Below are 13279 nucleotides of genomic sequence, written 5' to 3'. Positions count from 1 at the left end.
TGCATAGTATCTCGGACTATGCAGCCTGTTTGTTGTGTTCGAGTAAGGTGAAGAAGAATTAAAAGAATACTTATCGTTTAACCTTGAAAAGTACATATCATAAAGGTTTATTTATTATAAAATGGGAAATGTATGTTTAGAGATAAGGATGATGATTATATGTATAATGGCAACAGATAAACTGAAAATGCTATAATTATAACGTGGTAAAAATGAGAGAGTTTTACTATATTAAAAATAAACATTAATAATAGTTATTATATATTTTTTAAAAGCAATTTTATAAAGGGGATTACTATGACAAAAATAAAAAAAGCAATCATACCAGCTGCAGGTTTAGGGACGCGTTTCTTACCTGCTACGAAGGCGATGCCTAAAGAAATGTTACCGATATTAGATAAGCCTACAATTCAATATATCGTGGAAGAAGCGGCGCGTGCTGAAATTGAAGATATTATCATCGTGACAGGTAAACATAAACGTGCGATTGAAGATCATTTTGATATTCAAAAAGAACTTGAAACGACATTGTTTGAAAAGGGCAAGCTTGAGCTACTGGATAAAGTTCAATATTCAACAAACTTAGCGAACATTTTCTATGTTAGACAAAAGGAACAAAAAGGATTAGGTCATGCGATTCATACGGCTAAGCAATTTATCGGTAATGAGCCATTTGCAGTGCTATTAGGCGATGACATCGTAGAATCAGACAATCCAGCGATTAAACAATTGATGGATCAGTATGAAGAAACAGGAAAGTCTGTAATTGGTGTTCAAACTGTACCTGAATCTGAAACACATCGTTACGGTATTATTGCGCCGAAGTCTCAGGAAGCGCGTTTATACGAAGTAGAAACATTCGTTGAAAAGCCTGCACAAGGAACAGCGCCATCAAACCTTGCGATAATGGGGAGATATGTCCTTTCACCAAGAATCTTTGACTATTTAGAAACACAAACTGAAGGTAGTGGTGGAGAAATTCAATTAACAGATGCAATAGAACGTTTAAATAAAGATGATAAAGTATATGCATATGACTTTGAAGGCCAACGTTACGATGTTGGTGAAAAAATTGGATTCGTGAAGACAACGATAGAATATGCACTGAAAGATGAAGAAATGCGTGAAGAAATTAAGCGATATATTCAATCATTAGATATTTAGGTAAAGGGGATAGGACTTTGAGAGCACAATGGGAAGAGAAAGTTTCTGAAAGCTTAGTAGAACGATTTTATAAACTTCAATCAGAACAAGAAATTGAAGAAGGGTTTTCAGATGTATTATCCTTTGGAACTGCAGGTATTAGGAGCACCTTTGGTATTGGCCCTGGGCGTTTAAATAAATTTACGATTCAAAAGTTCGCTTTAGGTTTCGCTAAATATTTAAAGCATATAACAGCGCAGCCTAAAGTTGTCATCCATTTTGATACAAGATATTTATCTAAAGAATTTGCGATTGAAATAGCGAAAGTATTAGGCACGAATGGTGTGCATGTCATTTTACCTGAAACTTTCAAATCAACACCAGAACTATCATTTGCGGTAAGACATTTAAACACAACGGCAGGCATTATGATCACAGCAAGTCATAATCCTAAGAACTATAATGGAATTAAAGTGTATGGCTCAGACGGTGGCCAACTGCTCACAGATCCATCATTAGAACTGAGTCAATATATCGAGGCAGTACAAGATCCATTAAACATTAAAACAACAGATATCGAAGTACTAAAAGAAGAACAAGTCATCGTACCATTTAATGAAGCGACAACAATTGCTTATAAAGCAGCTGTTAAAGCATTAATAGGTGAATTTGAAACGACATCAACTAAGACTATTTTGACAAGCTTACACGGGACGAGTCTTCCTTTATTATCTGATATCTTAAATGATCTGTTATATACAAATCATGTCGTAGAAGAAGCGCAATCAACACCGAACGGAGACTTCCCAACAGTGAATATTGCGAATCCAGAAGCGGAAGATACATTTGAATTAGGTAAGCAATTAGCTGAACAAGAAAATGCACAGTTGATCGTCGCAACAGATCCAGATGCAGATAGAATAGGTATCGTTGAAAGATACGAAGATGGAACGACAAGATATTTCAGCGGAAACGAAATAGGCTTGTTGCTTATCAAACTGAGAGATAACGCATTATCAAATGATCGACAAAAGTACATCATTAAATCCGTTGTAACAAGTACATTAAGTGAGAAATTAGCTAGATCATTAGATATGGGCGTTATAAACGTTCTAACAGGCTTTAAATATATATCCGAACAGCTGATGAACTTAGAGAACAATCCATCACAACTCGTCTTAGCCTATGAGGAAAGCCATGGTTATTTAATAAATGATTTCTCAAGAGATAAAGATGCGGTACAAACAGCCGCATTGCTTATCAAATATAAAGAACAACTCGCACAAGAAAACAAAACATTTAAAGATGTATTAAACAATATCTATCAAGAACACGGGCATTATAAAGATAGAACACTATCACCAACATTTGAAGGCGCAGAAGGCAGAAAAAAAATTAACCACATTATGTACAACTTCAAACAGCTAGATACAATTGAACTATCAAACTTAACACCATTGTTTATTGAAAACTATATTACGAAAGAATCATTAAATGTTAAAAGTGGTAACAAAGAAATCATACACTTACCACAAACAGATTTGATCAAGTTTATATTTGAAGAAGGATTTATAGCAGTAAGACCATCAGGAACAGAACCTAAAATGAAATTATACTTCTCATTAGACGTAGAGAATTTAGAAGAAGTAATTGAAGAATTTAAAGAGAAATACGGGTTGGAATAGCATACTAAAAGCCTCATTGAGATACACTCAATGAGGCTTTTTAATGTGCATTAATACCAATTAATGGAATAATAGATGTAAAAAGTAACTTACTTAATTGTAATTAAAACTGACTTACAATTTAAGGGGAAAAGAGTATTGAAAAAAATATAACATAATAAAAACTAAAATATGATTAATAAAAGAATTAATATTTTTAATAGTGATAAAGTATAAAAAATATTAATCAAAATTTTACAAACAAACAATGGTAAATGTTAATAATTGTTGTATAATTAAATTGTATTAAATGTGAAAAAGTGGAGGACTTTATGGAAGAAACAATTGATTTAAGTAAATTATTTGCAATATTAAAGAAAAACATGAAGTATTTAATAATTTTACCGATAGTTTTTCTTGTTTTAAGTATGGTAATGACATTCTTATTTATGACACCTAAATATTCATCTTCAACACAAGTACTTGTTAACCAAAAAGAAACAGACAGCCAAATGATGGCTCAACAAGTGCAATCAGACTTACAACTAGTCAATACATACTCAGAAATTATTAAGAGTCCAAGAATATTAGACAAAGTATCTAAAAATTTAAAAGGTAAGTATTCTAGTAAAGAAATAGCAGGCATGCTTACAGTTAGCAACCAAGCAGAATCACAAATTTTAAACATAGCTGTTGAAAATGAAAGTCGTGAAGCAGCAGGTAAAGTTGCTAATGAAATAGCAAACGTCTTTAGTAAAGATGTTAATAAAATTATGAACGTAGATAATGTTTCTATCCTTTCTAAAGCAGATCATAATGGGAATAAAGTTTCACCTAAACTGCTTATCAATGCAGTGGTCGGTGTTTTTTTAGGCTTAATTGTCGCACTTATTATAATATTCTTGAAAGAAATTTTAGATAAGAGAATTAAAACAGAAGAAGACGTAGAAGAATTATTGGATTTACCAGTATTAGGCACTATACAAGACTTTAGTAAATAAGGGGAGGTAAGAATATGGCTAAAAATGAAAATGTAAAACCACTTATTACAGTAGATAAACCTAAATCAGTAATTAGTGAAAAATTCAGAGGTATTCGTACGAACATTTTATTCTCGACAGCAGATAACGATGTTCAAACTGTCGTATTTACTTCTGAAAAACCATCAGCTGGCAAATCAACAATTTCTGCTAACGTTGCAATCACATATGCACAAGCTGGATATAAGACATTATTGATAGATGGTGATATGAGAAAACCTACACAACATTATTTATTTAATACGACGAATATTGATGGTTTATCAAATTTAATCATTAATAAGACGGATTATTCTAAAGCAATTCATAAGACAGATATTTCAGGGTTAGATTTGCTTACATCGGGTCCGATTCCGCCGAATCCTTCGGAATTAATTGGTTCAGAAAACTTATTAGAAATATTTCAATATGTAAAAAAAGAATATGATTTTATTATTATTGATACACCCCCGGTAAATACCGTAACAGATGCGCAATTGTTCTCTGAAATTGCTAAATATGTTGTCTTTGTAGTAGATGTACAAAAGAATGATCGAAACGCTGTTAAAAAAGGTAAAGAACTCATTGAAAAAGCGGGTGCGAAAATTTTAGGAGTTGTGTTAAATAAAGCGCCTGAAGATAAATCATCTAGTTACTATTATTACTACGGGAAAGATGAAAAATGATCGACATCCATAATCATGTTTTAGTAGGAGTTGACGATGGGCCACAATCTTTAGATGAAACCATTGCTCTATTAAAGCAAGCAAGTGCACAAGGGATTAAAGGTATTGTTGTAACACCACATCATCTACATCCTAGATATGATAATACTTTTGATACAGTGTTAAAAGGGATTGATGAACTTAACAACATCGAAGAGATTGCACAATTAAATTTACAGCTTTATCCAGGTCAAGAAATACGTATAACAGATAAAATTTTCGAAGAAATCGAGCAACAAAGAATTTACGGGATTAATAAATCAAGATACTTACTTATTGAACTACCTTCAAATGAAGTACCACACTACACTAAGAAACTTCTATATGAAATTCAAACTAAAGGCTTTATACCTATTATTGCGCATCCAGAACGCAATAAAGCGATTGCTCAAAATATAAATTTACTATATGAACTGATCAATCACGGAGCACTTAGTCAACTTACATCATCATCTTTAACAGGTGAGCTTGGTAAAAATATACAAAAATTATCTATACAAATGTTAGAACACAATTTAGTACATTTTGTTGCTTCAGATGCACATCATTCAGAAAGTAGACCATTTAGTTTGGATGCTTTGTTTAGCACGCCTAAATTAAAAAATATTGAATCTGATATAAGCGTGTTACTAGATAATAATGAGGCAATGATTCAAGACAAAAATGTAGTTACGGGAAGGCCCATTGAATTTAAGAAGAATAAATTTTTAGGTCTATTTTAATTAAGGAAATCGGGGAATGAGAATTGAAATATATATCAACTAAGCAGAAACTTTTGATGTTGTTGTTCATAGACTCGCTAATTGTAACTTTTTCAGTGTTTTTAGGATATTACATCTTAGAACCTTTTTTTAAAGGATATTCAATTAACGTGTTGATTTTATCATCACTCATATTGCTTATATCGCATCATGTATTCGCTCAAATCTTTGATTTGTATCATAGAGCTTGGGAATATGCGAGTGTTAGCGAATTAATATTAATAGTTAAAGCGGTTACGGGATCCATCGTTGCTACCGGGATAATTGTTTCAATATTTACGCTACAACCACCATTTTTACGATTGTATTTTATAACTTGGATGATGCACTTATTGTTAATCGGTGGATCAAGGTTGTCGTGGAGAATATTTAGAAAGACATTTATTAGTAAAGAAGGCGAAAAGAAACCAACACTTATCGTAGGTGGTGGTAGAGGTGGTTCATTACTTATTCGTCAAATGATGAATACACCATATATGGGAATGGAACCCGCACTTGTAGTAGATGATGACCCTAATAAACAAAAAATGTCTATCGCATCTGGCGTTAAAATTCAAGGTTACATTGCAGATATACCAGACTTAGTAAAGAAATTTAATATTAAAAAAATCATCATTGCGATACCGACACTTTCACAACAGAGATTAAGAGAAATTAATAAATTGTGTGAAGGCGCAAATGTAGAAGTATTTAAAATGCCTAACATAGAAAATGTTATGTCAGGTGAAATTGAAGTTAATCAATTGAAAAAAGTAGAAGTCGAAGATTTACTAGGAAGAGATCCAGTAGATCTAGATATGGCATCCATTTCAAAAGAATTAACACACAAAACGATACTTGTAACAGGAGCAGGTGGATCAATCGGTTCTGAAATATGTAGACAAGTATGTAAGTTCACACCAGATAGAATCATGCTACTTGGTCATGGAGAGAATAGTATATATCACATTCATCAAGAACTTACTGGACTATATAAAGAAGAAATAGAAGTCATACCCATTATTGCAGACGTTCAAGATAAAGAGCGTATGAAAGAAGTGATGCAAGCTTATAAACCATACGTTGTTTATCATGCAGCAGCACATAAACACGTACCATTAATGGAGTACAACCCACAAGAAGCAATTAAGAATAATGTTTTAGGAACAAGAAATACAGCAGAAGCAGCTAAATTAGCAGAAGTAAGTAAATTTGTAATGGTATCAACAGATAAAGCCGTAAATCCACCAAACGTCATGGGTGCAACAAAACGAATAGCAGAAATGGTTATACAAAGTATGAACAATGAAACAAGTAAGACAGATTTCGTAGCAGTACGATTCGGAAATGTGCTTGGTTCAAGAGGATCTGTAATACCACTATTCAAAAAGCAAATAGAAACGGGCGGTCCAGTAACAGTGACTCACCCAGATATGACAAGGTACTTTATGACGATACCAGAAGCATCAAGACTAGTCTTACAAGCAGGCGCGTTAGCAACAGGTGGAGAAGTATTTGTATTAGATATGGGTAAACCTGTAAAAATAGTAGACTTAGCCAAAAATCTTATTAGATTAAGTGGTTATAAAGAAGAAGACATCGGGATAGAGTACAGTGGCATTAGACCTGGTGAAAAATTATTTGAAGAACTATTAAATAAGGATGAAATACATCCGGAACAAGTGTACGAGAAGATTTATAGAGGGAAAACTACTATAAATTCACTTTCATATATTGATGAAAAAATAATAAATAAATTAATAAATGAAAAGAATATCGAAGAATGTAAAAAGTTACTTTTATCCAAAGTTAATGAAAAATAAGAGGTGGATATTATGAAGGTTTTGATTTTCACTAGAAGTGAATGGTCAGATGAAAATAGTACAGGAAATACGATGTCTAACATTTTTGGTGATTTTGATAAGACTAATATAGCGAATATATACGTTAGAGATGCTAAACCAAATAATAATGTCTGTGATAATTATTATTCAGTGTCAGATATACAAATTTTTAAATCACTGCTAAAAATAAAAACATTACCAGGTAAACATTTCAAAAATAATTTAGCTCAAAATCAATCTATAAATAATAAAACATCATTTGAAAAGAAACTATATAATTTTTTTAGAAATAGAAGCAAGCTATTACCATTTATGTTTCAAAACCTTTTATGGAATACAAATAAATGGAAAAATGAAAATTTAGATAATTTTTTAAATGAATTTAAGCCAGATATTATATTTTCACCTTCATTTTATACTGTATATACACACAAAATTCTTTGGTATTTACAAAAGAAAACGAACGCAAAAATAGTGCTATTTCATGCAGATGATTATCTCATGTTAACAGAAAACAATGGTGTGAAAAAATTATTGAACAAAAATAGAAAAAAAACAATAATTAAGAGTATTAACCTAGCTTCATTGAATTACTGTATTTCACAAGAACAACAAGTAGAGTATCAAAATGAATTGGGTAAAAAAATGAAGTTGTTGTATAAAGGAGGGGTTTTTAATGAATTCCCTCTATATAGTATGAATAATGAAAAAACCATAAGAATTATCTATATTGGAACATTACAATACGGTAGATGGAAAACAATATCTCAACTTGTTAAAAGTATAAAAGAAGTAAATGAAAAAAGCACTATTAAATTTACACTTGATATATATTCCCAGTATAAACCAGATAAAAAAATGTTAAATAAAATAGAAATTAAAGATATTTCTAAATTTAAAGGTAAGATTCCTAATAATAGAGTCATAGAAGAGATGAAAAAATCAGATATTGTATTGCATGTTGAATCTTTTGATGAAACAGAAAAAAGTTTGACTCGCTTATCATTTTCAACAAAAATAGTTGATTGCCTTAGTAGTGGAAGAACTTTATTAGCTATAGGAGATACTAATTTAGCTAGTATAAATTATTTGTTGAAAAATGATGCGGCAATTATTGCTAGAACTGAAAATAGTATAAAAGATCATCTAATAGAAATTCAGAATAACCCTACAATATTAAATGAATATGCTGTAAAGGGTTGGAAAACAGGAGTTAAAAATCATAAGTTAAGTACTGTAAGAAATAAATTTTACAATGAACTTGATAATTTAATTAAGGATGTAAATAAAAATGAAAATAGTACAAATTAATGCAGTAAACGGAATAAAAAGTACAGGAAGATCAACAATTGAGCTATCTGAATGTATAAAACACGAAGGCTATGAAAGTTATATCGTATATTCTGAAGGATTAAATACTGATAATAGCTATAAGATTGGAAATAAAATAGAAAAAAAAATTCATGCGTTATTAAGCAGAGTAATTGGGAAGCAAGGTTACTATTCTGATTGTTCAACCAAAAAATTAATTAAGTATTTTAAAAAAATCAACCCAGATATTATACATTTGAATAATTTACATGCGAACTATATAAATATAGAAATATTAATGAATTATATTATTGAACATAAAAAAAGTGTAGTTTTAACTCTACATGATTGCTGGTTTTACACTGGAAAATGTACACACTATACTGCAGACAACTGTTTTAGATGGAAAGATTCATGTGGCAGTTGCCCTAGATTAAAAAAAGATATCCCAAGTATTATTTTTGATAGAACTACAACTATGTTAAGAGATAAGGAAGACTGGTACAAAAAAATTGAAAAATTAGCTGTAATTGGAGTTTCAGATTGGATAACTGAAGAAGCAAAAAAATCTGTATTAGCTGAAGCTAGTATAATACAAAGAATTTATAATGGAATAGATTTAAAAAAATTCTATCCTAAAAAAAATAATGAATTTAAAAAACATCAAAATTTACAAGATAAATATTTGATATTAGGAGTAGCAAGTCATTGGACTTCAGAGAAAGGGTTAAATAAATTTATAGAGTTATCTGAAATATTAGATGAGAATGAAGTGATAATTTTAATAGGAAATATAAGCGATATGCAAAAATTACCTAAAAATATAATTAATATTAAAGAAACAGAAAAAATAGAATTATTAGCAGATATTTATTCTAGCGCAGATTTGTTTTTGAATTTGTCTCTAGAAGAATCATTTGGGAAAACTACGGCTGAGTCATTAGCTTGCGGTACTCCAGCAATAGTATATAATTCTACTGCAAATCCTGAATTAATTGGCAAAGGATGCGGTGAGGTTTTATATTCGGAAGATATAAATGAATTAAGAGAGAAAATAAACAAAATAAAAGTAAGTAGTAAAAGTGAATATAGCAATGCGTGTAGAAAGTATGCAGAAGACAATTTTGATAAAAATAAAAATAATAATATGTATATTGAGTTATACAAAGAATTATTAAGGTGATTTTATGTATATAATTTTTGCTTATATAATTGCAATAGTTATTTTGAAAGTTATACTTACAAAAAATAAAATCACAGAAAACATATTTTTAACACTTGCTGCATTCTTAATGATGTTAATTGTTTCATTAAGAAATCTAAGTTTTGGAACTGATACTTTAGTATATGTAGAAAAATTTAAGGAATATAATTCAATAGATTTTTCACGAATTATAGATTACTTAAACAAAATTGATGAAAAAGATAAAACATTTTATTTAGTAGTAAGAGCATTAAATTTTATTGGTGTAGAAGAGTCGTTAATAGTTGTTCTATTTTCCATACTTTTTTTGATATCAGTTTTTTGGATGATCTATAAATATTCCAATAACACTCTAATTAGTATTACTTTATTTATATGTTTAGGCTATTTATTTTTCAGTCTAACTGGATTAAGACAAACATTTGCACTTACATTTATTATAATTTCGTATAAGTATTTAAGAGAAAGGAATATATATAAATTTATTATATTAGTACTATTAGCATCGTTATTCCATTCTACGGCATTAGTATTTTTAATAGCATATCCGCTAGTTTATATGAAATTAGGAATTAAACATGTAGTAGTTTTGATTATAGCGTTCTTAATAAATATATTATTTAACACTCAAATATACAGTCTATTAAAAAACTTTATTTTTAATGAACAGTATGAGTACTATTTAAATAATAAAGAATCATTGAATTATTCAGGTTTTTTAATACAGCTGAGTATTTTTTTATTCTGTTTGTTATTTAAAAAAACGAGTCTTACAAACTCACCTAAAAATATAACTTTTTATAATTTGATATTCATCGGTTTAATTTTTCAATTGTTTGCAACAAATATAGCTGTTGTATTTAGAATTAGTCTTTATTTTAGCATATTTTCAATAATATTATTTTCTAATGTAATTAGTAGCTTTAAAGACGTATATATAAAAATTTTAGTTAATATAATAGTTATAGTTATTTTGATAATGTATTTATTTATAAGTGGATATTATGAAGGATATACTTTCAACTGGTGAGAAGTGTAAATATTGTTTATGGAGGTGTTTAGGTATGAACATAAAATATATTGGATTTTATGATATTGAAAATAGTATAAGTGATAGAGTTAGTAATATAGCAGCAATTAAAAAAATGGATTATATAACTAATTCTTTAATTAAAATAGGATATAATGTAGAAATCATTTCACCATCGTGGATGGGTAGAAATTCAACAGTTAAATTTGAAAAAAAACAGGTTTTAAAAAGAAATGAAAGCCATAAGGTAACTAGATGTTTATCATGGTATACAAAATCAAAAACTGCAGAAAAAATCAAAATTATGTATTCTTTAATATGGCTTTTTTTATATTTACTTATAAATGTAAAAAAAGGAGAAAGTGTTCTAGTATACCATGTGGAATGGCTTTCTTACCCAGTAAGAATGGCTAAATTTATAAAAAGGTTTGAACTAATATTAGAAGTTGAAGAAATCTATAGTAAGGTATGGAAAAAATCTAAGTTATTAGAAAAAATGGAAAATAAGTTAATAAAAAGTGGAGATAAGTATTTATTCGTCTCTGATGAGCTGAGAAAGCTTTTTGATATTGAAGATGAAAAATGCATAGTTTTGTATGGAGCATATAACGTAGTGGAATTAGAAGATAACAAAAAGTTTAATAAAGAAAATATAGATTTAGTCTATGCCGGTTCTATTGATGAAGTTAAGGGCGGGGCCTTTAAATCACTTGATATTATTCTAGGATTGCCTGCTAATTACAAATTGCATATTTTAGGCAGTGGAAATGAAAAAAATATAAAAACTTTAAATAATAAAATTAAAGAGATTAATAAAATTAAGAATGATGAAGCATGCTATTATGTTGGACTTTTACATGGTGAAAAATTTGATGATTATTTAATGAAATGTGATATAGCTTTAAATCCTCAACATATTGGAGACTACATGGGAACAGCATTCCCATCAAAAATCATTTCGTATTTAAGTCACAACCTACATGTGGTAAGTACGCCAATAAAAAGTGTGAAATCATCAAAAATTAAGGATTATATTGTTTTTGCTAATAATGATCAAACTCAATCATTTATTAAAGCTATAGAAAGTATAAATTTGTCTAATGAAAATCAAACTACAAATATAATTAGAAATTTGGATGTAAGATTTCTAAATGACTTAAATAAATTACTAAAATTATAAACGTTTAATTTAATTAGTATTTAGAAAAGAGAAGTAGGAATGATATTAATGAAAAAATTAAAAACCAAAAAAGTTTCTGAGATTTCAAATACAAGAGTGGTAATTACTAATATAATGAATGCATTTATTATAAAAGGTGGAGCAATGATTGTATCTTTTTTTACAATACCAGCCTATTTAAATTACTTTAATGACTATCAAATATTAGGGTTTTGGTTTACCATTTTATCAGTTTTAACTTGGATGTTAGCTTTTGATTTAGGAATAGGAAATGGATTGCGTAATAAATTAGTAACGCTTTTTCTTATTAAAGATGATTTACTAATTAAAAAATATATTTCGTCGTCATATTTTATGATTGCTTCAATAGTAATAGCCATAATAATAGGATTTGGATTTATAAAGAATAGTTTTAATTGGAACATAATATTTAAAATTTCAAATAATATTGTTCCTGAAAACACACTTAACAATGCGATATATATATTGTTTATTGGCATAATGATACAGTTTTTATTTAGAATAATAAACTCGATTCTTTACGCTATGCAAAAATCATTTATGAACAACCTTAATCTTTTAATTAGTAATGGTATCATTTTATTTTATTTACTAATATTTGACATCAATAATATTGAAGAACAATTATATTCACTTACTATAATCTATTCTTTAGCAATTAATCTCCCGAATTTTATAACTTCAATTTTGGTATTTACAACTACTTTAAAGAGAAGTAGACCAAATTTAAAATACTTTAGTATTAATCATTCAAATGAAATATTAAAAGTAGGAGTTGCATTTTTTTGGGTGCAAATCATGTATATGCTATTGACAACAACAAATGAATTTTTAATTTCATTATTTTCTAACACTGAAAATGTTGTGGAATTTCAAATATATAACAGGATATTTTCACTTGTAGGAACTATTTTTTCGTTAACTTTGATTCCGATTTGGTCTATAGTAACAAAAGCATTTGCTGAAGAAAATTATATATGGATAAAAAAAACATATTCTGTTTTTGTTTTTATAGGAGTTATTGTTATGTTACTTGAGTTTTTGATAATTCCTTTTTTACAGATTATTATTGATTTTTGGTTACAGGATAAAAGTATCGATATTAATATTTATTATGCAATTTTATTTGCAATATATGGAAGTATGATCGTTTGGATTGGTGTTAATAATAATTTTGCCAATGGTTTAGGAAAACTTAAAACCCAAACAATCTTTTTTACGTTAGGTGTATTAATTAAAATACCACTCTCTTGGTATTTTGTTAATGTACTTGAGTCTTGGATAGGAGTTTTAGTTGCATCTGTTCTTTCACTTAGCATGTATTGTATAGTACAGCCAATATGGCTGAATAAACACTTAAACAATCATTTGAAATACAAAAAAAATTAAGAGGAGATA

General features: G+C 28.8%; 11 protein-coding genes. All 11 read left to right on the top strand.

Annotation, left to right across the window (positions count from 1 at the left end):
- Positions 1–297: 297 nt before the first annotated feature.
- The 11 genes from galU (at position 298) to LQ598_RS04545 (ending at position 13270) form a co-directional block, all read left to right on the top strand.
- On the top strand, positions 298–1164 hold the full coding sequence (gene galU, locus LQ598_RS04595; protein WP_239745311.1) for a UTP--glucose-1-phosphate uridylyltransferase GalU: 867 nt from the start codon (positions 298–300) through the stop codon (positions 1162–1164).
- Positions 1165–1181: 17 nt separating this feature from the next.
- Positions 1182–2828 (top strand): phospho-sugar mutase, encoded by a 1647-nt coding sequence (locus tag LQ598_RS04590; RefSeq protein ID WP_239745310.1) that lies wholly within the window; start codon positions 1182–1184, stop codon positions 2826–2828.
- 311 nt (positions 2829–3139) lie between these two features.
- Complete coding sequence (locus LQ598_RS04585) at positions 3140–3808, top strand: Wzz/FepE/Etk N-terminal domain-containing protein (protein WP_239745309.1); 669 nt, start codon at positions 3140–3142, stop codon at positions 3806–3808.
- A 14-nt stretch (positions 3809–3822) separates the two neighbouring features.
- Positions 3823–4512 carry a polysaccharide biosynthesis tyrosine autokinase gene (locus LQ598_RS04580; protein ID WP_239745308.1) on the top strand — a complete coding sequence of 230 codons (690 nt, stop codon included), beginning with the start codon at positions 3823–3825 and terminating at the stop codon, positions 4510–4512.
- Complete coding sequence (locus LQ598_RS04575) at positions 4509–5273, top strand: tyrosine-protein phosphatase (protein WP_239745307.1); 765 nt, start codon at positions 4509–4511, stop codon at positions 5271–5273. The genes LQ598_RS04580 and LQ598_RS04575 overlap by 4 nt, the downstream gene beginning before the upstream one ends.
- A gap of 56 nt (positions 5274–5329) precedes the next feature.
- Complete coding sequence (locus LQ598_RS04570) at positions 5330–7114, top strand: polysaccharide biosynthesis protein (protein ID WP_481817246.1); 1785 nt, start codon at positions 5330–5332, stop codon at positions 7112–7114.
- 12 nt (positions 7115–7126) lie between these two features.
- Complete coding sequence (locus LQ598_RS04565) at positions 7127–8446, top strand: glycosyltransferase family protein (RefSeq protein WP_239745305.1); 1320 nt, start codon at positions 7127–7129, stop codon at positions 8444–8446.
- On the top strand, positions 8427–9629 hold the full coding sequence (locus LQ598_RS04560; protein WP_239745304.1) for a glycosyltransferase: 1203 nt from the start codon (positions 8427–8429) through the stop codon (positions 9627–9629). Before LQ598_RS04565 ends, LQ598_RS04560 begins: the two co-directional genes overlap by 20 nt.
- A gap of 43 nt (positions 9630–9672) precedes the next feature.
- Positions 9673–10680 (top strand): EpsG family protein, encoded by a 1008-nt coding sequence (locus LQ598_RS04555; RefSeq protein WP_239745302.1) that lies wholly within the window; start codon positions 9673–9675, stop codon positions 10678–10680.
- Positions 10681–10714: 34 nt separating this feature from the next.
- On the top strand, positions 10715–11860 hold the full coding sequence (locus LQ598_RS04550) for a glycosyltransferase (protein WP_239745301.1): 1146 nt from the start codon (positions 10715–10717) through the stop codon (positions 11858–11860).
- A gap of 48 nt (positions 11861–11908) precedes the next feature.
- The gene (locus LQ598_RS04545) at positions 11909–13270 is read left to right on the top strand and encodes an MATE family efflux transporter (RefSeq protein ID WP_239745299.1); all 1362 of its coding nucleotides are present in this window, start codon (positions 11909–11911) and stop codon (positions 13268–13270) included.
- Positions 13271–13279: the final 9 nt, after the last annotated feature.

Origin of the sequence: Mammaliicoccus sp. F-M27 (genome assembly GCF_022387115.1) — a bacterium.
GTDB lineage: Bacteria > Bacillota > Bacilli > Staphylococcales > Staphylococcaceae > Mammaliicoccus > Mammaliicoccus vitulinus.
Note: the sequence above shows the minus strand (reverse complement) of the source record. Positions and strands in the feature narration are given on the sequence as shown.

Bases quoted from the DNA above. Each gene is read 5' to 3' on its own strand.
- galU (WP_239745311.1), top strand. From the start codon at position 298: ATGACAAAAATAAAAAAAGCAATCATACCAGCTGCAGGTTTAGGGACG.
- LQ598_RS04585 (WP_239745309.1), top strand. From the start codon at position 3,140: ATGGAAGAAACAATTGATTTAAGTAAATTATTTGCAATATTAAAGAAA.
- LQ598_RS04580 (WP_239745308.1), top strand. From the start codon at position 3,823: ATGGCTAAAAATGAAAATGTAAAACCACTTATTACAGTAGATAAACCT.
- LQ598_RS04575 (WP_239745307.1), top strand. From the start codon at position 4,509: ATGATCGACATCCATAATCATGTTTTAGTAGGAGTTGACGATGGGCCA.
- LQ598_RS04570 (WP_481817246.1), top strand. From the start codon at position 5,330: ATGTTGTTGTTCATAGACTCGCTAATTGTAACTTTTTCAGTGTTTTTA.
- LQ598_RS04565 (WP_239745305.1), top strand. From the start codon at position 7,127: ATGAAGGTTTTGATTTTCACTAGAAGTGAATGGTCAGATGAAAATAGT.
- LQ598_RS04560 (WP_239745304.1), top strand. From the start codon at position 8,427: ATGAAAATAGTACAAATTAATGCAGTAAACGGAATAAAAAGTACAGGA.
- LQ598_RS04550 (WP_239745301.1), top strand. From the start codon at position 10,715: ATGAACATAAAATATATTGGATTTTATGATATTGAAAATAGTATAAGT.
- LQ598_RS04545 (WP_239745299.1), top strand. From the start codon at position 11,909: ATGAAAAAATTAAAAACCAAAAAAGTTTCTGAGATTTCAAATACAAGA.